This window comes from Leifsonia aquatica H1aii, from assembly GCF_000633535.1.
In the GTDB taxonomy this organism is placed as follows: Bacteria; Actinomycetota; Actinomycetes; order Actinomycetales; family Microbacteriaceae; genus Leifsonia; species Leifsonia aquatica_A.
The window spans coordinates 20,214-43,304 of record NZ_AYMR01000002.1 but is presented as its reverse complement, the minus strand read 5'-3'; the positions used below and the strand labels follow the sequence as shown (position 1 = coordinate 43,304).

The following is a 23,091-nucleotide window of genomic DNA, read 5'->3' as shown; positions in this document are numbered from 1 at the left end:
TCGGCTAACGTCGAGCCTAACCGATTCCCGCCACGACGAAGTGAAGGAAATGACGGAACTCACACGACGATCTCTGCTCGGTCTCGGCGCCGCCGCCGCGACCACAGCGCTCCTGTCCGCCTGCAGCACACCAGGCACGTCCTCGGTCAACAGTGCACCGACCCTCCAGCCCATCGCACACGGGGAGAAGATCACCCTCACCTACTGGGCGTGGCTCAAGGACCTCCAGAAGGTCGCGGACGTGTGGAACGCGTCGCACCCCGACGTCCAGGTGGAGGCGGTCTGGATCCCCGGCGGCAACTCCGGCGGCTATCAGAAGCTGTATTCGGCCCTCGCCGCCGGCGGCGGCCCGGATCTCGCCCAGATCGAGTTGCGCAGCGTGCCCGAGTTCATGCTCGTGAACGGGCTCGTCGACCTCGCCCGGTACGGCGCGGGCGACTACGCCGACCGCTACGACCCCACCCTGTGGAGCCAGGTGAGCTACGTGGACGGCGTCTACGCCATCCCCCAGGACTCCGGCCCGATGGCGCTCTACTACCGGCCGGACCTGTTTCAGAGGGTCGGCGCGGGCGCACCCGCCACGTGGGACGACTGGGCGGCGACCGGCCGGGAGCTGAAGAAGGCCGGGATCTTCATCGACGCCTTCAACTACTCCGACCCGTCCTGGTTCGCGGCACTCGCCGGCCAGGCCGGCGCCTCCTGGCTGCGCGTCGACGGCGACCGCTGGCTCATCGACATGACCGACGACGCGACGCTGCAGACCGCACGGTTCTTCGACGCGGCGATCGACGACGGCATCCTGCAGACCGGCTACGGCGACTTCTCGACCGGGTGGTTCGCCGCGGCGGCGAAGGGAACGATCGCCGGCTGCGCCAGCGCGAGCTGGGGCGACGCCCTGCTCCAGGGCGTCTCCGGCGGCGAAGGCAAGTGGCGGGTCGCCCCGCTGCCCCGCTGGGGGTCCGGCTTCGGCTCCAGCGCGCTCGGCGGCTCCACCGCCGCCGTCCTCGCCAACAGCAAGCATCCGAAGGAGGCGATGGAGTTCGCCGTCTGGATGACCACCAGCCCGGAGGGCATCGACGCGATGATCGAGCACTCCGGGATCGGCTGGTCCCCCGACGACGACTACATCGGCGCCGAGCGGACCAAGCCCTCGAAGTGGTTCGGCGGCCAGAACTACAACGAGGAGGTGTTCCTCCCCGCCTCCAAGGAGCAGAACCCCGACTGGTCCTGGTGGCCGATCACGCAGCAGTCGTTCAACATCCTCGCCGACGGCTTCCGCAAGAAGCCGGGCGGGCAGAGCCTGGTCGACTCCATCGCCCAGAGCGAGACGGCCATCATGAACGCCTTCCGCCAGAAGGGCCTGACGATCGAGAAGGCCCGCTCGTGAAGGGCGTGCGCACGACCTGGGCGCCGTGGCTGCTGCTCGCGCCGTTCCTCGCGCTGTTCCTGCTGACCTTCCTGCTGCCCATCATCGTCGCGATCGGCTCCAGCTTCACCACGGTCACCCGCTCGGGCGTCTTCGGCGAGAAGGGCGTGACGACCGGCTTCGCGTGGTTCGCCAACTACGCCCAGGCGCTCGGCAACCCCAACTTCATCGCCTCGATCGGCCGGATGCTGCTGTTCGGCGTCGTGCAGGTCACGCTGATGATCGCCCTCTGCACCGTGCTGGCGCTCCTGCTGGAATCGGCGTCCGCCCGCTGGCCCGGCCTGTTCCGCGCGGTCTACTTCCTGCCGTACGGCATCCCGGGTGTCATCGCCACCATCCTGTGGTCGTTCCTCTACGTGCCGGGGCTCAGCCCACTGGTCGACCTGGGCGCGACATTCGGGCTGCAGCTGGACTTCCTCGGGCCGAACACCGTCCTCTGGTCGATCGCGAACATCGTCACCTGGACGTACACCGGCTACAACATGATGATCATCATCGCCCAGCTGAAGTCCATCCCGACGGAGGTCTACGAGGCGGCAAAGGTGGACGGCGCCGGTCCGTGGCGGGTCGCCCGCAGCATCCAGCTGCCGCTCATCCGTCCCGCGCTGACGCTCACGATCGTGTTCTCGATCATCGGGACGCTGCAGCTCTTCGCCGAACCGCAGGTGCTGCAGTCCGTGGCACCGGCGATCGACAGCGAGTACACCCCCAACCTCAGCGCCTACACGACGGCGTTCGCCTACAACGACTACAACGTCGCGGCGGCCCAGTCGGTGCTCATCGCGCTGGTGGCCTTCCTGCTCTCGTTCGCGTTCCTGCGACTGACCAACCGGAGGTCACGATGACGTCGACCGGCACCACCGATCCCACCCCCACGTTCTCGGTCGGCGCGCAGGCGCCCCGTTCTGCGCACGACCGCTCGGCCGGTCGCCGGTCGGGCATGCGCATCCTGGTCACCGCGATCCTCGTGGTCGTCGCGGTTTACTTCCTCGTCCCGGTCTACTGGGTCGTCGTCGCGGCGACCAAGACCACCCAGGATCTCTTCGCGACCAACGGGTTCGTGTTCTCGGCGGACTTCGCGCTCTGGCACAACCTGGCCGAGGTGCTGAACTTCCAGGACGGCATCTTCCTGCGCTGGTTCCTCAACTCGGTGATCTACGCGGGCGTCGGCGCCCTGTTCGCGACGTACTTCGCGGCCGCGGGCGGGTACGCCCTGTCCAAGTACGTGTTCCGCGGCCGCGGCTTCGTCTTCGGCCTGATCCTGGGAGGCGTGCTCGTTCCCGGCACGGCGACCGCGCTCCCGCTGTTCCTGCTGTTCAGCGAGCTCGGGCTGGCGAACACCTACTGGGCGGTCCTCCTCCCGTCGCTGGTGTCTCCGTTCGGTCTGTTCCTCTGCCGCATCTACGCCGACGCGACGGTGGACACGGCGCTCCTGGAGGCCGCCCGGCTCGACGGTGCCGGCGAGCTGCGGATCTTCCACACCGTCGGGCTGCGGGTCATGACCCCGGCGCTCGTGACCGTCTTCCTGTTCCAGCTGGTCGGGATCTGGAACAACTACTTCCTCCCGCTCGTCATGCTCTCCGACGAGCGGCTCTACCCGATCACGCTCGGACTGAACAACTGGCGCAGCCAGACCGACCGGCTGCCGGAGTTCTACGAGTTGACCACCGGCGGCGTCCTGCTGTCGATCATCCCCCTCGCCATCGCCATGATCGTGCTCCAGCGGTTCTGGCGCGGCGGCCTCACCGAAGGATCCGTGAAATAGTGCTCGCACCCGCGTACCTCAGCGACACCGCACCCGGCAGCGGAGCGCGCGTCGCGCCCCGCGCCTGGCTGCGGAGCGACGCTCCGACGCTGTCGCTCGACGGGACCTGGCGGTTCCGGCTCTCGCCGACGGCCGACCTTCCTGACGACGTCGCGGAACCCGCGCTCGACGACTCCGGGTGGGACTCCCTCCCGGTCCCGTCGCACTGGGTGCTGCAGGGCGACGGCGAGTACGGCCGGCCGATCTACACCAACGTGCAGTTCCCGTTCCCGCTGGACCCGCCGCACGTGCCGGACGAGAATCCGACCGGGGACTACCGGCGCACGTTCGAGCTCGCGGCGGACTGGCCGGAGGGTGCGCGGACCGTGTTGCGGTTCGACGGGGTGGAGTCGCTGTACCGGGTGTGGCTGAACGGGGTCGAGGTCGGTATCGCGACCGGCAGCCGGCTGGCGCAGGAGTTCGACGTGACCACCCTGGTGCGGCCGGGGACCAATCATCTCGCGGTGCGGGTGCACCAGTGGTCGCCGGCGAGCTATCTGGAGGATCAGGACCAGTGGTGGCTGCCGGGCATCTTCCGCGAGGTGACGCTCGCCGCTCGACCCGCGGACGGCCTCGGCGACGTCTGGCTGCGGACCGGATGGGCGGACGGCGCCGGCTGGATCGAGCCGGAGGTGATCGCCGGTGACGCCGCCTTCCCCATCACCCTCCGCATCCCGGCGCTCGGCGTGGAGACGGTGTGGACCGGCCGGGAGCAGATCGGACGCATCGAGGTCGGCGCAGTGGAACCGTGGACGGCCGAATCCCCCACGCTCCACGACGCCACGGTCGGCTCCACCGGCGAGACGGTCTCGCTCCGACTCGGGTTCCGCACGGTCGAGATCCGCGGAGACCGCTTCCTGGTGAACGGCGAGCGCGTCGTCTTCCACGGGATGAACCGACACGAGGCGCATCCCGTGCGCGGCCGGGTGTTCGACGAGGCGCACGCGCGCGAGGATCTGGCCCGGATGAAGCGGTTCAACGTGAACGCCATCCGCACCAGCCACTACCCGCCGCACCCGCGCCTGCTCGATCTGGCCGACGAGCTCGGCTTCTGGGTGATCCTCGAGTGCGATCTGGAGACCCACGGCTTCGAGAAGAACGGCTGGAGGGGCAACCCGAGCGACGACCCGGCCTGGCGAGAGGCCTACCTCGACCGGATCGAGCGGACCGTCGAGCGCGACAAGAACCATCCCAGCATCGTCATGTGGTCCCTCGGCAACGAGTCGGGAACCGGGGCGAACCTGGCGGCCATGTCGGCCTGGGTGCACGCCCGCGACGCCTCGCGCCCGGTGCACTACGAGGGCGACTACACGGGCGAGTACACGGACGTCTACTCGCGGATGTACTCGACCGTCCCCGAGACCGAGCAGATCGGCACCGACGGTTCCACCGCTCCCCTGCTGGGCTGCACTCCGGCGCAGGGCGCACGTCAGCGCACCAAGCCGTTCCTGCTGTGCGAGTACGCGCACGCGATGGGCAACGGCCCCGGCGCGCTCGACCAGTACGAGGCGCTGGTGGATGCGCATCCGCGCCTCCACGGCGGGTTCGTCTGGGAGTGGCGGGACCACGGCATCCTCTCGCGCACCGCCGACGGCACGCCGTTCTACGCGTACGGCGGCGACTTCGGCGAGGTGGTGCACGACGGCAACTTCGTGATGGACGGGATGATCCTGAGCGACGACACCCCGACGCCCGGCCTGTACGAGTTCGCTGCGGTCGCAGCGCCCGTGCGGTTCGCCTTCGACCGGACGGGCGCGGTGACGATCGAGAACCGGCGGCACAGCGCTGCGACGGACGACCTGCGCTTCGACTGGCGGGCCGAGCACGACGGCCGGGTCGTCGCGAGCGGTGTGCTGCCCGTCCCCGCCATCCCGGCAGGCGCCTCCCGGCGCGTCGAGCTGCCGGACGTCCCGGTCGCCGCGGACGGGGAGACCTGGCTGACGGTGGAGGCCGTGCTCGCCGCGCCGGCTGCATGGGCGCCCGACGGACACGTCGTCGCGTCCGCGCAGCTCGATCGCACGGCACGGCCGCTCGGCGCAGATGCGCCGGCCGCCCCGCGGATCACCGCCTGGCGCGACGCCGAGGGGTCCACGACCCTCGGGTCCGCCGTCTTCGAGGGCGGACGTCTCGTCCGCCTCGCCGGACGGGCGGTCGGCGGCCCGCGGGTCGAGCTGTTCCGTGCACCGACCGACAACGACGAGGGCGGCGCCTTCAGCGATCCGACCGGCAGCGACGGCGCCGTGCCCGGGGTGTCGAACGCATCCCTCTGGCGCGCGCACGGCCTCGACCGGCTCGTGCACCGGTTGGTGGCGATCCAGGAGGCGCCGGGTGCCCTGCGCACGCGCACCCGTGTCTCCGCGGCCGATTCCGCCCTCTCGCTGACCGTGGAGACCGTCTGGGCCCTCGTCGGCGATGAGCTGGAACTCCGGGTCGAGGTCTCGCCCTCCGCCGGCTGGCCGACGGTCTGGCCGCGGATCGGCGTGCGCTTCGACCTGCCCGACGACGGGGATCCGATCCCGAGCGCGGAGTGGTTCGGGCTGGGTCCCCGCGAGTCGTACCCCGACAGCATCCGATCGGCCCGGCTGGGCCGCTATGCGGCCACGGTCGAGGAGCTCTCCGTCCCCTACGCACGACCGCAGGAGACGGGGCACCGCTCGGCCGTGCGCGAACTGGCGGTCGGCGGGCTCACGCTGCGCACCCTTCCGGACGGCCGGGGCCGTCTCCCGGGCTTCGTGCTGACGCGCCACACCCCGCAGCAGCTCGCCGCCGCCGGCCACCCGTACGAACTCCCCGCGTCGGGCACCACCTACCTGTTCCTCGACGCCGCCCAGCACGGGCTGGGCTCGCGGGCGTGCGGCCCGGACGTCTGGCCGGAGTTCTCCCTGCGGCCGGAGGCCCGCACACTCCGCGTCCGGTTCGGCGCCTGAGCCCCGGGCCCTCCCGCTGCGGGGTCGCGAATCGTCGCTTCGACGAGGTCGGAGCGACGATTTGCGACCCCGGCACCCGGCACTGGCCGGGCCACCGTGGGAGTCGTCAGCGGTTGAGGGGCGTCATGTCCGCGTAGCGGTCGCCGACCGGCGCGGCGACGGCGTCGAGACGCTCCACCTGCTCGGGGCTGAGCTCGATCTCCACAGCCTCCACGTTCTGCTCCAGGTTCTCCACCCGGCGCGTGCCCGGGATCGGGACGATGTCCTCGCCCTTCGCGAGCAGCCACGCGAGCGCGACCTGTCCGGCCGTCGCCCCGGCCTCCCGCGCCACGGCGTCGACCTGCTCCACGATGCGGATGTTCGCCTCCAGGTTGTCGCCCTCGAACCGCGGGTTGAACCGGCGGAAGTCGTCCGGCGAGAGCTCGTCGAGCGAGCGGATCGTCCCGGTGAGGAACCCGCGGCCGAGCGGCGAATACGGCACGAAGCCGATGCCGAGTTCGCGGACGGTCGGCAGGACCGCCTCCTCCGGGTCGCGGGTCCAGAGCGAGTACTCGGTCTGGACGGCGGTCACCGGGTGCACGGCGTTGGCGCGGCGGATGGTCTCCGGCGCCGCCTCGGACAGCCCGTAGTGGAGGATCTTGCCCTCCTCGATGAGCTCTTTGAGGGCGCCGACGGTCTCCTCGATCGGGGTCCCCGGATCCATCCGGTGCTGGTAGTAGAGGTCGATGCGGTCGGTCTGGAGACGCTTCAGCGACCCCTCGACGGACAGGCGCACGTTCTCGGCCGATCCATCCAGCCCGCGCTCATCGTTCTGCCGGTGCAGCAGGGTGCCGAACTTCGTCGCGATCACGACGCGATCGCGGCGGCCGTCGGCGAACGCGCGGGCGAGCAGCTCCTCGTTGGCGTAGGGCCCGTACATCTCGGCGGTGTCGAAGAACGTGACGCCCAGGTCCAGCGCGCGGTGCAGCGTCCGGATCGAACCGGCGTCGTCCTGTCCCGCGCCCGTGTAGAACGCGGACATGCCCATGCAGCCGAGTCCCAGTCGCGAGACCTCGAGCCGCTCGGTGCCCAGTGTGGTCGTCTTCATGCGTCCGTTCCTGCTTTCTTCTTCTCGTAAAGACCGATCTTGTAGTCGATGGCGGCGAGGCTCGCCGTCATCTCCTCCAGCTGCCGCGCCACCGTCATGCGGTGCAGCAGCAGCAGCTCGAGCCGCTCGGCCGTGGTGTCGTCGCCGCGCCGGGCGAGCTCGACGTAGCGCCGGACCGTCACGATCGGCATCGCGGTGGACCGCAGCTTGGTGAGGAACACGACCCAGGTGAGGTCGGCCTCCGAGTAGCGGCGGTGGGAGGAGGAGGCGCGCTCGATGGGGCTCAGCATGAGTCCCTCGCGCTCGTAGTAGCGCAGCGTGTGGGTGGAGAGCCCGGTGCGCTCGGCGACGTCGGAGATCGACATCGCCGTCATGCTGTCGGTCATACCGCCACGATAAGACTTCGAGTGCACTCGAAGTCAACGCCTCCGCCCGCACATTCGTGCCGAATGTCGCTTGTGGGCGCGCCATTCTCGACATTCGTGCGGAATGCGATGGGGCTCAGCCCTCCGAGCGGCGGTGGGAGAGCTCCTGCTCGGGCAGCGGACGCGCGATCGGGACCCGGCTGCCCAGCACCTGCGCGACGAGGTCGCGGGCGATCTTCTGGGCGGTCAGGCCGGCCTCCTCGAGGATCTCGTCCCGGGTGGCGTGGTCGATGAACTCGTCGGGCAGGCCCAGCTCGTCCACCGCGGTGTCGATGCCGGCCTCGCGGAGGTCCTGACGCACACGGGTGCCGATGCCGCCGACGCGGATGCCGTCCTCGATGGTGACGACGATGCGGTGCTCGGCAGCGAGCGTCAGGACGCTCTTCGGCACCGGGACGACCCAGCGCGGGTCGACGACCGTCGCGCCGATGCCCTGGGCGGCCAGCCCGTCGGCGACCTTCAGCGCCAGGTCCGCCATCGGGCCGACGGCGACGAGCAGCACGTCCTTGCGCTCGTCGTCGCGCAGCACGTCGACGCCGTCCTCCAGCCGTCGCACGGCGGGGATGTCCGGCTGCACGCTGCCCTTGGGGAACCGCAGGACCGTGGGCCCGTCGTCCACGGCGACCGCCTCCGCCAGCTCCTCACGGAAGCGGGTGGCGTCGCGCGGGGCGGCGAGGCGGATGCCCGGGACGACCTGGAGGATCGCGAGGTCCCAGATGCCGTGATGGCTCGGGCCGTCCGGCCCGGTCACGCCGGCCCGGTCGAGGACGAACGTCACACCCGCCTTGTGCAGGGCGACATCCATCAACACCTGATCGAAGGCGCGGTTGATGAAGGTCGCGTAGATCGCGACCACCGGGTGCAGGCCCCCGAAGGCGAGACCCGCAGCGCTCGTCGCAGCGTGCTGCTCGGCGATGCCCACGTCGTGGACACGGTCCGGGAAGCGCTCGGCGAACTTATGGAGCCCGGTGGGCCGGAGCATGGCCGCGGTGATGCCGACCAGCTTCGGGTCCTTCTCGGCGAGGCGGACGATCTCGTCGGCGAACACGCCCGTCCAGCTCGGCTTGCTCGAGCTCTCGATCGGCTCGCCCGTCTCCGGGTCGATCTGCCCGACGGCATGGAACTGGTCGGCCGCATCGCGCAGGGCCGGCTCGTAGCCGCGCCCCTTCTGCGTGATCGCGTGCACGATGACGGGCGCGCCGTAGTTCTTCGCCTGGAGGAGCGCCTCCTCCATCGCGTGGATGTCGTGACCGTGCACCGGTCCGATGTACTTGATGTCGAGGTTCGAGTAGAGGGCCTCGTTGTTCGAGAACCGGCTCAGGAAGCCGTGCAGTCCGCCGCGGACGCCCCGGTAGAACGAGCGGCCCGGCGCGCCGAGCTTGTCGAACGCGCGCTGGCTCGTCAGGTAGAGGTTGCGGTACGCGCTGCGCGTGCGCACGGTGTTCAGGAAGCGCGCCATGCCGCCGATCGTGGGGGCGTAGGAGCGGCCGTTGTCATTGACGACGATGATCAGCCGCCGGCTGTTGTCGTCGGAGATGTTGTTGAGCGCCTCCCAGGTCATGCCGCCGGTGAGGGCGCCGTCGCCCACCATCGCGATGACGTGCCGGTCGTTCTGCCCGGTCATCTGGAAGGCGCGGGAGATGCCGTCCGCCCAGGACAGCGACGAGGAGGCGTGCGAGCTCTCCACGATGTCGTGCACCGACTCCGAGCGCTGCGGGTAGCCGGCCAGGCCGCCCTTCTGCCGCAGTTGGGAGAAGTCCTGGCGACCGGTGAGGAGCTTGTGCACGTAGGACTGGTGGCCGGTGTCGAACACGATCGCGTCGCGCGGCGAGTCGAACACGCGGTGGATGGCGATCGTCGTCTCGACCACACCGAGGTTCGGTCCCAGATGGCCACCCGTCTTGGCGACGTTGGCGATCAGGAACGCGCGCACCTCCGCGGCGAGCTGGACGAGCTCCCGGTCCGTGAGCCGGTCGAGATCGCGCGGCTCGTGGATCGTTTCGAGGATGCTCATGGATTCGAGTGTAGGGCCGCTGAATCGAGAGGAGGCTCGGAACCGGTGATTCCGAGCCTCCCCTTGACAACGGTCTGGTTACACCAGGCTCCGGAGCACGTACTGCAGGATGCCGCCGTTGCGGTAGTAGTCCGCCTCACCCGGGGTGTCGATGCGGACGACCGCGTCGAACTCGATCGTCTGCTTGCCTGCGGGCGAGTCGGAGCTCGGCTCGGCGACGACGTGGACGGTCTTCGGGGTGCGGCCCTCGTTCAGCTCCTCCAGGCCCGAGATCGAGACGACCTCGGTGCCGTCGAGGCCGAGCGACGCCCAGCTCTCGCCGGCCGGGAACTGCAGCGGGACGACGCCCATGCCGATGAGGTTCGAGCGGTGGATGCGCTCGAAGCTCTCGGTGATGACCGCGCGGACGCCGAGGAGGCTGGTGCCCTTGGCCGCCCAGTCGCGCGACGAGCCGGAGCCGTACTCCTTGCCGCCGAAGATCACCAGCGGGGTGCCCTGCGCCTGGTAGTTCTGCGACGCGTCGTAGATGAACGACTGCGGGCCGCCCTCCTGGGTGAAGTCGCGGGTGTAGCCGCCCTCGACGCCGTCCAGGAGCTGGTTCTTCAGACGGATGTTCGCGAACGTGCCGCGGATCATCACCTCGTGGTTGCCGCGGCGCGAGCCGTAGGAGTTGAAGTCCTTGCGGTCGATGCCGTGCTCGTCGAGGTAGCGGCCGGCGGGGCTGTCGGCCTTGATGTTGCCGGCCGGGCTGATGTGGTCGGTGGTGACCGAGTCGCCCAGCTTGGCGAGCACGCGGGCGCCGGAGATGTCGGAGACCGGCGTGGTCTCGAGCGTCATGCCCTCGAAGTACGGAGGCTTGCGCACGTAGGTCGACTTCTCGTCCCACTCGAACACCGAGCCGGTCGGGGTCGGCAGCGACTTCCAGCGGTCGTCGCCCTCGAACACGCTCGCGTACTCGTGGGTGAACATGCCCTCGTTGATCGAGGAGTCGATCGTCTCCTGCACCTCGGCGGCGTCCGGCCAGATGTCCTTGAGGAAGACGTCGTTGCCGTCCGAGTCCGTGCCGAGGGCGTCGGTCTCGAAGTCGAAGTTCATCGACCCGGCGAGGGCGTAGGCGATGACCAGCGGCGGGGACGCCAGGTAGTTCATCTTGACGTCGGGGTTGATGCGGCCCTCGAAGTTGCGGTTGCCCGAGAGCACCGCGGTCACGGCGAGGTCGTTGTCATTGACGGCCTGCGAGATCTCGTCGATCAGCGGGCCCGAGTTGCCGATGCAGGTGGTGCAGCCGTAGCCGACGGTGTAGAAGCCGAGGGCCTCGAGGTCCTTCGTGAGACCGGCCTTCTCGTAGTAGTCGGTGACGACCTTCGATCCCGGGGCGAGCGTGGTCTTGACCCACGGCTTCGACTTCAGGCCCTTCTTCGCCGCGTTGCGGGCGAGGAGACCGGCCGCCAGCATGACCGACGGGTTCGACGTGTTGGTGCACGAGGTGATCGCCGCGATCGCGACCGCGCCGTGGTCGAGCGTGAACGAGGTGCCGCTCTCGGCGATGGTCACCGGGGTCGGGCTCGACGCGGTCTTCGGCGCGTGGCTGTGGTGGTGGTGCTCGTGCGTGCTGCGCGAGTCCTCCGGGCTGAGCTCACCGGGGTCGGACGCCGGGAAGGACTCCGAGATGGTGAGGTCGACGAGATCGTGCGAGACGTCCGCGTAGTTGGTCAGGTCCTTCTCGAACTGGTCCTTCGCCTCGCTGAGCTCGATGCGGTCCTGCGGACGCTTCGGGCCGGCGATCGAGGGGACCACCGTGGAGAGGTCGAGCTCGAGGTACTCGCTGAAGACCGGCTCGGTCTCCGGGTCGTGCCAGAGGCTCTGCGCCTTGGAGTACTCCTCGACGAGCTTCACCTGGTCCTCGCTGCGGCCGGTGAGGCGCAGGTAGTCGAGGGTCACGTCGTCGATCGGGAACATCGCGGCGGTCGAGCCGAACTCCGGGCTCATGTTGCCGATGGTGGCTCGGTTCGCGAGGGGGACCTCGGCGACACCGGCACCGTAGAACTCGACGAACTTGCCGACGACGCCGTGCTTGCGCAGCATCTCGGTGATCGTGAGCACGACGTCCGTCGCGGTCACGCCGGTCGGGATGGCGCCGCTGAGCTTGAAGCCGACGACCTTGGGGATGAGCATGGAGACGGGCTGGCCGAGCATGGCCGCCTCGGCCTCGATGCCGCCGACGCCCCAGCCGAGCACGCCGAGGCCGTTGACCATCGTGGTGTGCGAGTCGGTGCCGACGCAGGTGTCCGGGTACGCCAGCAGCTCTGTCGATCCGTCGCTGGCACCGACCTCTCGGGTCATGGTGACGCGCGCCAGGTACTCGATGTTCACCTGGTGGACGATGCCGGTGCCCGGCGGGACGACCTTGAAGTCGTCGAACGCGGTCTGGCCCCAGCGGAGGAACTGGTAGCGCTCCCCGTTGCGCTCGTACTCGATGTCGGTGTTGCGCTCGAGCGCGTCCGCCTGGCCGAAGAGGTCGGCGATGACGGAGTGGTCGATGACCATCTCGGCCGGCGCGAGCGGGTTGATCTTCTTGGGGTCGCCGCCGAGCGCCGAGACGGCCTCGCGCATCGTGGCGAGGTCTACGATGCAGGGCACGCCGGTGAAGTCCTGCATGATGACGCGGGCCGGCGTGAACTGGATCTCGGTGTCCGGCTCGGCCGTCGGGTCCCACGATCCGAGCGCGCGGATGTGGTCGGCGGTGATGTTGGCGCCGTCCTCGGTGCGCAGGAGGTTCTCCAGCAGCACCTTGAGGCTGAACGGCAGTTTCTTGTAGCCGTCGACGGTGTCGATCCGGAAGATCGTGTACTCCTTGTCGCCGACGCTCAGGGTGCTCTTCGCACCGAAGCTGCCGAACGCGGAACCTGTTGTCGCTGACACGTTGCCCTCTCCTTCATCGGCAGGCGCTGTAACGCGAGCCTCATCCATCTTGGTTGTCCGTCGAAGCGTGTTTCCAGCAAGGTAAGCCTAAGTCGTCGGCACCGGGATTTATCTTGACGTCAAGATAAAATCTACCACGTTCACTGCCGATCGAAGACCAGGCCGCGCCGCTTGGCGAACCGGTAGAACAGCTCGATCCCCGCCGCACCGACCGCTCCGACCGCGATCCCCCACAGCAGGCCCGCCGACAGGCTCAGGTGCATCTGGAAGAACTCGGCCGTGGACGGGATGACGCACACCAGGACGAACGCCGCAGCGACTCCGCCGAGCAGACCCCAGCGCGCGCCGTTCAGCGGACGCGTGAGCACGCACAGGATCCAGAGCGAGACGCAGAACAGGGTCACGGTCGCGATGCTGCGGGCCTCGTGCAGCGGCATCGCACGATGGATCGGCGCGTAGGAGACGATCGCCGCCAGCCCGGCGATCAGCCCGGTCGGCACCGAGTACTTCAGGATGCGCGGCAGCACGCCCGGCGTGTAGATGCGACGGTTGGGCGCGAGCGCGAGGACGAACGAAGGGATGCCGATCGCCAGCGACGAGACGAGCGTCAGCTGGCGCGGGAGGAACGGGAACGGCCAGAGCAGCGCGGCGCTCACCAGGGCGAGCAGGATGCCGTACACCGTCTTGGCGAGGAAGATGTTCGACACCCGCTCGACGTTCGCGATCACCCGGCGGCCGGAGGCGAGCACCCCGGGCAGTCGATCGAAACGGTTGTCCAGCAGCACGAGTCGCGACACAGCCTTCGTCGCCGCCGTCGCCGACCCCATCGCGATGCCGAGGCTGGCGTCCTTGATCGCCATCGCGTCGTTCACCCCGTCGCCCGTCATCGCCACGACGCGTCCTTGGGCGCGCAGCAGGCCGACGGCGGTGCGCTTCTGCTCCGGGCTGACCCGGCCGAGCACGTCCGCGGTGCGGAGCGCCTCCTCCAGCTCCTCGTCGGTGCGGAGCGCGGACGCGTCGACGGCCTCCCCCGGCAGGTCCAGGGCGCGGGCGATCGCGCCGACCGTCACCGGGTTGTCCCCCGACATGATCACGACCCGCACGTTCTGCTCGGCGAAGTAGGCGAGGGTGTCGGTCGCCTCCGGTCGCAGCGTCTCGCCCAGCACGACCAGCTTCGCGGGCACCAGCGGGACGCCGGCGAGCTCGATCCGTGCGCTGTCCGGCAGCGGGGCCGCGGCGCGGGCCAGGGCGAGCGTCCGGCGACCGGTCGCCGCGATCTCGGTGGCGCGGGTCAGCTCGTCGGGGTGATCGGCGAGGACGCGCTCCGGTGCGCCGAGCACCCAGGAGCTCTCCTCCGCGTCCGCGCCCGAACCGACGCGGATCACCACGCCGCTGTACTTGGTGACCGAGCTGAACGGCACGCGCCGGAGCACCGTGTACGCGTCGCTCCGGAACGTCCCGGCGAGGATGCCCGCGGTCGCGTTGCCGGCGTCGTCGGCGCCGAACGCCGCGAGCGCGAAGTCGGCCTGCTCGACCGGGACGTCGCGCCCGAGCGGCTCCGTGCCCTCCAGTTCCAGCTCGCCGGTGGTGAGGGTGCCGGTCTTGTCCAGGCAGAGCACGTCGACGCGGGCGAGGACCTCCACCGCGGCGAGCTCCTGCACGAGCACCTTGCGCGAGGCGAGCTGGATCGCCGCCACTCCGAACGCGAGGCTGGTGAGGAGCACCAGGCCCTCCGGGATCATCCCGACGACGGCCGCCACCGCGTCGACGAGGGCGCGCCGCCAGCGGGCGTCGACGAAGAGCTGGCTCCACCCGCCGTAGGCGAGCACCCGGCCGATCAAGGTGATCAGGATCACCGGTCCGAGGATCCAGGAGAGGTACACCAGGATGCGGTTGGTCGCGTCCCGCAGCTCCGAGTGCACCAGAGAGTGCCGCTTGATCTCACTGGTGAGCTTGCTCGCATACGAGTCGGCGCCCACGGCGGTCACCACGGCGTAGCCGGTCCCCGTGACGACATGCGAACCCGACAGCAGGCGGGCGTCCGCGTCCTTGAACACCGGGTCGGACTCGCCCGTGAGCAGCGACTCGTCGAGGGCGAGTCCGGTGCTTTCGACGACGACGGCGTCGGCCGGGATCTGATCGCCCGGGCGCAGCACCAGGAGGTCGTCGAGCACCACGTCCTCCAGCGGCACCGCCACGACCTGGCCCTCGCGGCGCACCCGGCTCTCGGGCGCGGCCAGGAGGGCGGCGCGGTCGAGGACGAGCTTCGCACGGATCTCCTGGACGATGCCGATCAGCGCGTTGGCGACCACCACCCCGTAGAAGAAGCCGTCACGCAGGTCGCCCAGCAGCAGCACCGCCACGAAGCACACCGTGAGGATGCCGTTGAAGAGGGTGAAGATGTTCTCGCGGAGGATGTCGCCGATCGACCGGGAGCTGGACTGGCGCTGCACGTTGTGACGTCCGTCGGCACGCCGCTGCGCCACCTGGGCCGCGGTCAGGCCTTCGCTCACTCGCGCATCGGTCATGCGTCCCCCCGGTCGTCGGCCTACGTGTCCGCCGGCTTCTGCGGCGTCTTCTGCGGTGGGGTCTTCTGCGGCGGCGCCTTCTGGGGGAACTGCCCGCGCACGACGAAGTACGTGACGAGCAGCAGCGGGGCGTAGAGGGGGACGCCCATGAGGAGCTTGGTCAGCGCGAGAGCGCTGGTCGCCTCCGGCGAATGCGCCAGATACAGCGGAACCTGCACGAGCAGTCGCGCCGCGAAGAGGAGGAACCACAGGAAGGTCAGCGCCTGCATCACCCGGAACTTCGAGCGCACGCCGCGCCAGGCGAGCCCGTCGCCCATCAGGTAGCCGGCGGCGAGGCCGATCAGCGGCCAGCGCACGACGATCGAGATCAGCAAGGCGGCCCCGTAGGCGGCGTTGGTCCAGATCCCGAGCAGGAAGTTGTCCTCGCCGCGCCCGGTGATGAGGGCGAGGATGGCCGAGACGCCCACGCCGATGAGCCCGGCGATCGCCTGCGTCACCGGGGTCTTGCCGACGATGCGCACCACGGTGAAAATCACCGCGACGAGCACCGAGCAGCCGATCGACAGCGGGACGTTCTCGGTGAACGTGAAGAGGATGAGGAAGACCAGCCCGGGCAGGATGGTCTCGGCGAGACCGCGCACACCGCCGAGGGCGCCCAACAGGGCGGCGCCGGTCGGAGCCTCCCCCTCGGTCAGCTGGCCGAGACCGGACTTGCGCGCGGCGCGGGCCAGGCTCTCGCCGACACTCGCGGCGAGGTCGTCGTTCGACGCGGTGTCGCGATCGGTGGGCACGTGGTCGGTGCGCGCCTGGTCGGTGGGCGCATGGTCGGTCGGCACTCGGTCGGCCGGCTCCCGGTCGGATGGGGCCGCACCGGGCTCGCGAGGCTCGTCGCTGCGCGGTTCCTGCTCTGCCATGCGTGCCTAGAGAGAGGTGTAGCCGCTGTCGGCGCCCGCCGTCGGCGCGGCCGGCATCCGCAGCGGGATGAGGTCGCGCGGCGGCATCGGCACGGAGCCGCGGACCACGACGATGCTGCGGAACAGGTCCTCCACCAGAGCGGCGGCTTCCGGCTTGATGGCCGCGTCGCCCGCGATCACGCCGCGGAGGAACCAGCGCGGGCCGTCCACCCCGACGAAGCGCGCCACCCGGGTCTCGCCCGGCTTGCCCTGCGGCGCCGCGACCGGGATCTCGGCGATCAGCTCGGGGCCGAACACGCCGTCGCGCTCGCTGATGCGACCGCCCTGCCGCTCCACCTGGTCGGCGATCTGGCCCCGGATCTCGTGCCAGAGGCCGCTGGAGCGCGGCGCCGCGAAGGGCTGGACCTGGAGGGTGGAGTCGGCGTAGTCGAGGCCGACGGCGACGACGCGCTGCGACTCCTCCTCCACCTCCAGACGCAGGTGCAGGCCCTCGCGGGGAAGGATCTTCACGCCGCCCAGGTCGACGTACGGGCGGACCGGGTTGGCCTCGCTCTCGTCGAGGGGACCCTCGGTCTCGCGGTCCTCCGGCGCCGACTTCGCGTCGTCGGGGGCGTCCTGCGTCTCCGGAGCGTCGAGCTCGTCGGCGCCGATCTGCTCGGCGCCGTCCTCCGGGGTGTCGCTGGTCTCGCTCAAGCGTGCTCTCCTGACTGGGTCACTGTGTATCCGGACGAACCGAAGCCCGCGGTGCCGCGGTGGCTGTCCGGCAGGGTGTCGACGGGGATGAACCGGGCGCGTGTGACCGGCATGACGATCAGCTGGGCGATCCGGTCGCCGACGGCGATATCGTACGGCATCGATCTGTCCGTGTTGAGGACGGTCACCCGGATCTCGCCGCGGTAGCCCGCGTCCACCGTGCCCGGCGCGTTCACGATCGTCAGCCCGTGGCGCATGGCGAGCCCGCTGCGAGGGACGACGAACGCGGCATACCCGTCGGGCAGGGCGATCGAGACGCCGGTGGGGACCGTGTGCCGCTCCCCCGGGCCCAGCGTCACGGCCTCCGCAGCGCACAGATCGGCCCCGGCGTCGCCCGGGTGGGCGTAGGAGGGGAGCTGCTCGGCGATGATCGGGACGTCGACGGAATCGGTCACGTGTCGAGGGTAGTGCAGAAGTCTGATCGAATAGGGAGCATGGACCTCTACCGTGAGCGGCTCTGGGCGACCCCCTGGCTCTTCATCTCCACCCTGCTCGTCATCCCCGCGGTCATGCTGGTGTTCGCCCCGATCAACTTCTCGGTGGGCGTCGTCCTGGCGATCGTCTTCTACGCCGCGATCGCGGTGGCGCTGATCGTCTCGGCCCCGACCCTGCGGGTGACGAAGGACGAGCTGATCGCCGGCCGCGCGCGCATCCCGCTGGGCCTCACCGGCACGCCGGCGGCGTTCGCCGGAGACGCCGCGACCCTCGAGCGCGGACAACGGCTCGACGCCCGCGCCTGGCTGCTCATCCGCGGCTGGATCAAGCCGGTCGTCAAGGTGCCGGTCGCCGATGCCGATGACCCGACGCCCTACTGGCTCCTCTCAACAAGAAACCCGGACCAGCTGGTCCGGGTTCTCGAGGAGGCCCGCCGGAGTTCCTGAGAACCCCGGCGCGGTGGGGTGCGTCGCTCAGGCGGCGCACTCCACGCAGATCGGGCCGAGCTTGCTCTCGTGGTCGATCTGCGAGCGGTGCTTCACCAGGAAGCAGCTCACGCAGGTGAACTCGTCCGCCTGGGGCGGGAGCACCACGACGTCCAGGTCGAGGTCCGAGAGATCGGCGCCGGGCAGCTCGTAGCCGCCCGGGTTGTCGGCATCCTCGACGTCGACGACACCGGACATCTTGTCCGGAACTCGCTCCTTGAGGGCCTCGATCGACTCGGAGTCGTCCTCGGTCTTCCGCGGTGCGTCGTAATCCGTTGCCATGCCCATCCACTTCTCGTGCGTAACGGCCGATTCTCGCAATCGGCGGCGATAGTTTGCATCAATCGCCGAGGAATAGCAAAACCACTCGGAAGCCTCTCAGCGATTGCGGAGGTATCAACTTCCGGCACGCCCGGCGTATTCCCTCGATCACCCCCGTTCCCGTGGCATCCTGGCCCGGTACGCACGCGAGTTCGGAAGGCATCCACATGCAGGATTTGAAGGTCATCGGGGTCGAGAACGGTGCGATCGTCGCCGTCGGCGACGACGGTGAGCGATTCCGCATCGCCGTCGACGACGCCCTGCAGTCGAAGATCCGCCAGGTACGTCAGCAGGCCTCCGTCGAGGGGGTCAAGCTCTCGCCCCGCGAGGTCCAGGCGCATATCCGCTCCGGCATGTCCGCGGAGGACGTCGCCGCGGTCACGGGAGCGCCGCTGGAGTACGTGCAGCGGTTCGAGGGCCCGATCGTCGCCGAGCGCGAGCACATCGTCGCCAGCGCGCTCAGCGTGCCGGTGCGCACGGCCGTCGAGGTCGACCCGCTGGGCGACCCCGACACGTTCGGCTCCGTCATCCGCGACCGCCTCGCGTCGCTGGGCGTGACCGGCGAGCGCTGGGCGAGCTGGAAGGACTCCGAGACCGGCTGGATCGTCAAGCTCGAGTTCACCGCCGACGAGATCGACCACGACGCACGCTGGTCGTACGACGCGCGCAAGCACGGTCTCGCGCCGCTGAACTCGGAGGCGACGACCCTTTCGCAGGCGGGCGAGCTCCGCGGCGGGACGCTGATCCCCCGGCTGCGCGCCGTGCTCCCCGACGAGGGCGAGCCCGACACCTCCCGCTTCGACAGCGGCGCCTTCACCTTCCCCGAGCCGGTCGCCGACCTGCTCGGCCCCGAGATCACCACGCCGATCGAGCCCCTCACCACCGCGCGCAACGGCTCGAGCGCCTCGGCTCCCACGGGCGCCGTCACCCGCGCCGCGATCAACCGCGCCGACGATGAGACCCCGCGCGACCTGCACCAGACCGCCGACCTGCTGGAGGCCCTGCGCCGCCGCCGGGGCGAGCGCGAGGCCGCCACATTCGACGACGCCCCCGCCGACCACCACCCCGCGGCTCCCGCCGCACGTTCCGAGCGCGACGAGCCGGCCCTCGTGTCGGCCCCGACGCCGTTCCGGATCGTCGACGAGGCGATCGCTGCCCAGCCGTCCCCGGCGGGTGCCACGGCTCCGCCCGCGACGTCCACGGACGCCGGCAGCGCCGCGACCGATCAGGGCAGCGCCGGCGGACGTCGCAAGGGACGCGCAGCCATGCCGAGCTGGGACGAGATCGTCTTCGGCGCCCGCACGGACGACGACCTGGCCTGAGGCTAGGCCGCGGCTCCGAACCGCAGCAACGGCACCCGGGTCTCCTCCGCCGTGAGCGAGCCGTGCTGGCCGACCATGGTGCGGCCCGTGCGCGCGGCGTCCCGGGAGTCGTAGTAGGCGATCCGCTTGCGCGTCGCGACCAGCACGTCGCCGATCCGCGGCGCCACCGCCGGGGCGACCGCGCCGCCGAACCAGCCCGCGTCGACGGCCTCGGCACGGCTGGCGACCCATGACCGCTCCCCCTCGACGTCGCGCCAGCGGTCGGCGACCGCGTCGGGATCGGCTCCCGGCTCGGTGTAGAGGTGCAGGAAGCGCGGCTCGCCGCCGATGGCCGCCACACCGTCCAGCAGCTCCGGTGCGGTGTCGAACAGCACATGGCCGCTCTCGGGGACGTCGATCACGCCATGGTCCGCCGTGAGCAGGGCCGCTCGCCCGGGACCGAGCCGTCGGGCGAACGCGGACACCAGCGCGTCGAGCGTCTCCAGCGCGGCCGTCCAGTCCGGTGACTCCCAGCCTTTGGCGTGGGCGAGCTGGTCGAGCTCCGCCACGTAGAGGTAGGTGAGGCCGGGGCCGGTCGATGCCACCACGGACTCGGCGATGGCGAACCGGTCGGCCATCGTGCGCCCGCCGACGAACTCCGCTCCACGCAGCGCGGCGGCTGTGAAGCCCGAGTCGGCGTACTTCGGCAGACCGATCGCGCGCGAGGGGATGCCGTGCTCGGCGGCACGCTCGAAGACCGTGCGCGAACGCTGCCAGGTCGCGGGGTCCATCCCCTCGTCCCACCCGCTCAGCTGGTTGGTCAGACGCCCGGCGTCGTCGCGCACGCGGTAGCCGACCATCCCGTGCTCCCCCGGCATCGTCCCGGTCGTCAGGGTGGTCAGGGCGGCGGCGGTCGTGGTCGGGAAGCCGGCGTCGATCGTGGTGGTCTTGGCCAGCAGCGGAGCGAGCGTGCGCGCGTGCCCCGACCGTGCGCGCAGGGAGGCCGCACCGAGCCCGTCGACGACGATCACCACGACGTGCTCCAGAGCGGGCAGCGCCAGGTCGTTCGCCTCCCCCCGCACCGCGGCGAGCGAACTCGGCAGAACCGCGGCAAGGCTCGTCCTGGTCGTGAACGCGGCCGGTAGCATGGGGGACATCCGGCCCAGTCTGGCACACAGCAGGCGGGACCCACCGCCCCTCCCGAGAATGCACGCATGACACCAGCAGACGATCAGAACCCGGCCGGCATCACCGAACGCATCGAAGACGTCGACGTCACGACCGAGATGCAGGGCTCGTTCCTCGAGTACGCCTATTCGGTCATCTACTCCCGCGCCCTGCCCGACGCCCGCGACGGCCTCAAGCCGGTCCAGCGCCGCATCCTGTACATGATGACCGAGATGGGGCTGCGGCCCGACCGCGGCCACGTGAAGTCGGCGCGCGTCACCGGCGAGGTGATGGGCAAGCTGCACCCGCACGGCGACAGCGCCATCTACGACGCCCTGGTGCGCATGGCCCAGGACTTCACGCTGCGCGTCCCGCTGGTCGACGGCCACGGCAACTTCGGCTCGCTCGACGACGGCCCCGCGGCCGCGCGGTACACCGAGGCGCGCCTCACCGCGGCCGCCCTCGCCCTGGCGGAGGACCTCGACGAGGACGTCGTCGACTTCGTCCCGAACTACGACGCGCAGCTCATGCAGCCGGACGTGCTCCCTGCGGCGTTCCCGAACCTCCTCGTGAACGGCGCCAGCGGCATCGCGGTCGGAATGGCGACCAACATGGCCCCGCACAACCTCATCGAGGTCGTCGGCGCCGCGCGGCACCTGCTGGAGAACCCGGACGCGACCCTCGACGACCTGATGGCCTACGTCCCCGGCCCCGACCTGCCCTGCGGCGGCACCATCGCCGGTCTGGCCGGCGTGCGCGACGCGTACGCCACCGGACGCGGCAGCTTCCGGATGCGCGCCAAGGTCTCCGTCGAATCCATCACCGCGCGCAAGAGCGGCCTGGTCGTCACCGAACTGCCCTACGGGGTGGGGCCCGAGAAGGTCATCGAGAAGATCAAGGACGGGGTCGGCGCCAAGAAGCTCAGCGGCATCTCCGACGTCACCGACCTGAGCGACCGCCAGCACGGACTGCGCCTGGTCATCGGCATCAAGACCGGCTTCAGCCCGGACGCCGTGCTCGAGCAGCTCTACCGGCACACGCCGCTCGAGGAGGGCTTCTCGATCAACAACGTCGCCCTGGTCGAGGGCGGACCGCAGACGCTGGGGCTGCGCGAGCTGCTCTCGGTCTACCTCGACCACCGTGTCCGCGTGGTCACCCGCCGGTCCGAGTTCCGGCTGGCACGCCGCCGGGAGCGCCTGCACCTCGTCGAGGGTCTGCTCATCGCGATCCTCGACATCGACGAGGTCATCCAGGTCATCCGCAGCTCGGACGACACCGAGGCGGCGCGCACGCGCCTGATGCAGGTGTTCGACCTCAGCACGCTGCAGGCCGACTACATCCTGGAGCTGCGGCTGCGCCGGCTGACCCGGTTCTCCCGCATCGAGCTCGAGACCGAGCGCGACCAGCTGCGCGCCGAGATCGCGGAGCTGGAGGCCCTGCTGGCGAGCCGCCAGCGCATCAACGAGCTGGTGTCGGACGAGCTGGAGCAGGTGGCCGCGAAGTTCGGCACCCCGCGCCGCACCCTCCTGACGGAGGCGAAGCCCTCCATCGCCGGGACGTCCGGTCGCGGCAAGGCCGCGCAGGTGCAGCTCGAGGTCGCCGACGTGCCCTGCCGCGTCTACCTCTCGACCACCGGCCGCATCCTGCGGGTCGACGAGCCGCCCGCGGCCGAGGGCGTCGAGCCGGGCGCGCTCGGCCGCATCCAGCCGCCGGCCCGGCGCAGCAAGCACGATGCGATCCTCTCCCAGCTGGAGACGACGAGCCGATCCGAGATCGGTGCGGTCACGAGTACCGGCCGTCTCATCCGGTTCTCCCCCGTCGACCTGCCGGCCGCCCCACTGAACTCCATCCAGCTCGGCGCCGGGGTGAAGATCGGCGACTACCTCGCCCTCGCCGACAAGAAGGAGCGCGTGCTCGCGGTCGTCTCCCTCGGCGACGCACGGACGATCGCCCTCGGCACCCGGCAGGGCGTCGTCAAGCGCCTCGTGGCGGGCGACTGGGCGAACAAGCCGGAGTTCGAGGTCATCAGCCTGAAACCCGGCGACGAGGTCGTCGGTGCGGTGCAGGTGGAGGACGCCGACGAGCTGGTGTTCGTGGCCAGCGACGCCCAGCTCCTGCACTTCCCCGCCTCGTCGGTCCGCCCGCAGGGCCGCTCCGCCGGCGGTATGGCGGGCATCAACCTCGGCGACGGCGCACGCGTCCTCTCCTTCGGCGCGGTGGCGGCGGGCGAGAAGGACGCGGCGGTCGTCGTGACGATCGCCGCGGGCGGCCAGACGCTGCCCGGCACCGACCCCGGCAGCGGCAAGGTCAGCGACCTCGCCGAGTTCCCCGCCAAGGGACGTGCGACCGGAGGCGTCCGCGCCCAGCGCTTCCTCAAGGGCGAGGGCGAGCTCGTGCTCGCCTGGGTCGGCCGCGGGCCGGCCCTCGCGGTCGGGACGGACGGGGCCGCGCGCACCCTCCCCGAGGCCGGCGCCCGCCGCGATGCCTCCGGCACCCCCCTCGACATGGTCGTGGGCTCGGTCGGCCGTCAGATCGGCTGAGCCCCGCACCGCTCACGAACAGCGGGGTCGCATCCTGTCGTT

Annotated in this window: 17 protein-coding genes; 7 read left to right on the top strand and 10 right to left on the bottom strand. The window is 70.5% G+C overall.

Annotated elements, in window-relative coordinates; all coding sequences use genetic code 11:
* The first annotated feature begins 49 nt into the window (after positions 1-49).
* Genes U870_RS0101510 through U870_RS0101495 form a run of 4 tightly spaced genes read left to right on the top strand, consistent with a single transcriptional unit; the run spans position 50 to position 6,157 of the window.
* The gene (locus tag U870_RS0101510; protein ID WP_025155656.1) at positions 50-1,387 is read left to right on the top strand and encodes an extracellular solute-binding protein; all 1,338 of its coding nucleotides are present in this window, start codon (positions 50-52) and stop codon (positions 1,385-1,387) included.
* Positions 1,384-2,271, top strand: coding sequence for a carbohydrate ABC transporter permease (locus tag U870_RS0101505; RefSeq protein ID WP_025155655.1), 888 nt, complete (start codon positions 1,384-1,386; stop codon positions 2,269-2,271). The genes U870_RS0101510 and U870_RS0101505 overlap by 4 nt, the downstream gene beginning before the upstream one ends.
* Positions 2,268-3,191 (top strand): carbohydrate ABC transporter permease, encoded by a 924-nt coding sequence (locus U870_RS0101500; protein WP_025155654.1) that lies wholly within the window; start codon positions 2,268-2,270, stop codon positions 3,189-3,191. The genes U870_RS0101505 and U870_RS0101500 overlap by 4 nt, the downstream gene beginning before the upstream one ends.
* Complete coding sequence (locus U870_RS0101495; protein ID WP_430623513.1) at positions 3,188-6,157, top strand: glycoside hydrolase family 2 TIM barrel-domain containing protein; 2,970 nt, start codon at positions 3,188-3,190, stop codon at positions 6,155-6,157. Before U870_RS0101500 ends, U870_RS0101495 begins: the two co-directional genes overlap by 4 nt.
* Positions 6,158-6,263: 106 nt before the next feature.
* Here U870_RS0101495 and U870_RS0101490 read toward each other — a convergent pair whose 3' ends face one another.
* The 8 genes from U870_RS0101490 to dut form a co-directional block, all read right to left on the bottom strand.
* Entirely contained in the window at positions 6,264-7,244 is a 981-nt protein-coding gene (locus U870_RS0101490) for an aldo/keto reductase (protein ID WP_025155652.1), read from the bottom strand.
* The gene (locus U870_RS0101485; RefSeq protein WP_025155651.1) at positions 7,241-7,630 is read right to left on the bottom strand and encodes a MerR family transcriptional regulator; all 390 of its coding nucleotides are present in this window, start codon (positions 7,628-7,630) and stop codon (positions 7,241-7,243) included. The genes U870_RS0101490 and U870_RS0101485 overlap by 4 nt, the downstream gene beginning before the upstream one ends.
* 115 nt (positions 7,631-7,745) lie before the next feature.
* Positions 7,746-9,683 (bottom strand): 1-deoxy-D-xylulose-5-phosphate synthase, encoded by a 1,938-nt coding sequence (gene dxs, locus U870_RS0101480; RefSeq protein WP_025155650.1) that lies wholly within the window; start codon positions 9,681-9,683, stop codon positions 7,746-7,748.
* Positions 9,684-9,761: 78 nt separating this feature from the next.
* Positions 9,762-12,653, bottom strand: coding sequence for an aconitate hydratase AcnA (acnA, locus tag U870_RS0101475; RefSeq protein ID WP_430623512.1), 2,892 nt, complete (start codon positions 12,651-12,653; stop codon positions 9,762-9,764).
* 92 nt (positions 12,654-12,745) lie between these two features.
* On the bottom strand, positions 12,746-15,133 hold the full coding sequence (locus U870_RS0101470) for an HAD-IC family P-type ATPase (protein WP_025155648.1): 2,388 nt from the start codon (positions 15,131-15,133) through the stop codon (positions 12,746-12,748).
* A 20-nt stretch (positions 15,134-15,153) separates the two neighbouring features.
* Positions 15,154-16,047, bottom strand: coding sequence for a DUF3159 domain-containing protein (locus U870_RS22280; RefSeq protein ID WP_081815134.1), 894 nt, complete (start codon positions 16,045-16,047; stop codon positions 15,154-15,156).
* Between the two features lie 6 nt (positions 16,048-16,053).
* The gene (locus U870_RS0101460) at positions 16,054-16,698 is read right to left on the bottom strand and encodes a DUF3710 domain-containing protein (protein WP_052357501.1); all 645 of its coding nucleotides are present in this window, start codon (positions 16,696-16,698) and stop codon (positions 16,054-16,056) included.
* A gap of 38 nt (positions 16,699-16,736) precedes the next feature.
* The gene (gene dut / locus U870_RS0101455; protein ID WP_025155645.1) at positions 16,737-17,195 is read right to left on the bottom strand and encodes a dUTP diphosphatase; all 459 of its coding nucleotides are present in this window, start codon (positions 17,193-17,195) and stop codon (positions 16,737-16,739) included.
* A gap of 39 nt (positions 17,196-17,234) precedes the next feature.
* Between dut and U870_RS0101450 the strand changes: the two genes are divergently transcribed.
* On the top strand, positions 17,235-17,681 hold the full coding sequence (locus U870_RS0101450) for a DUF3093 domain-containing protein (RefSeq protein WP_025155644.1): 447 nt from the start codon (positions 17,235-17,237) through the stop codon (positions 17,679-17,681).
* 27 nt (positions 17,682-17,708) lie between these two features.
* Here U870_RS0101450 and U870_RS0101445 read toward each other — a convergent pair whose 3' ends face one another.
* On the bottom strand, positions 17,709-18,002 hold the full coding sequence (locus U870_RS0101445) for a DUF4193 domain-containing protein (protein WP_025155643.1): 294 nt from the start codon (positions 18,000-18,002) through the stop codon (positions 17,709-17,711).
* A gap of 206 nt (positions 18,003-18,208) precedes the next feature.
* Here U870_RS0101445 and sepH point away from each other — a divergent pair, with 206 nt between their 5' ends.
* Entirely contained in the window at positions 18,209-19,363 is a 1,155-nt protein-coding gene (gene sepH, locus U870_RS0101440; RefSeq protein ID WP_025155642.1) for a septation protein SepH, read from the top strand.
* A 2-nt stretch (positions 19,364-19,365) separates the two neighbouring features.
* Here sepH and U870_RS0101435 read toward each other — a convergent pair whose 3' ends face one another.
* Positions 19,366-20,490 (bottom strand): alkaline phosphatase family protein, encoded by a 1,125-nt coding sequence (locus tag U870_RS0101435; protein WP_052357496.1) that lies wholly within the window; start codon positions 20,488-20,490, stop codon positions 19,366-19,368.
* Positions 20,491-20,556: 66 nt separating this feature from the next.
* Between U870_RS0101435 and U870_RS0101430 the strand changes: the two genes are divergently transcribed.
* Complete coding sequence (locus tag U870_RS0101430; RefSeq protein WP_025155640.1) at positions 20,557-23,049, top strand: DNA gyrase/topoisomerase IV subunit A; 2,493 nt, start codon at positions 20,557-20,559, stop codon at positions 23,047-23,049.
* The last annotated feature ends 42 nt before the right edge of the window (positions 23,050-23,091 follow it).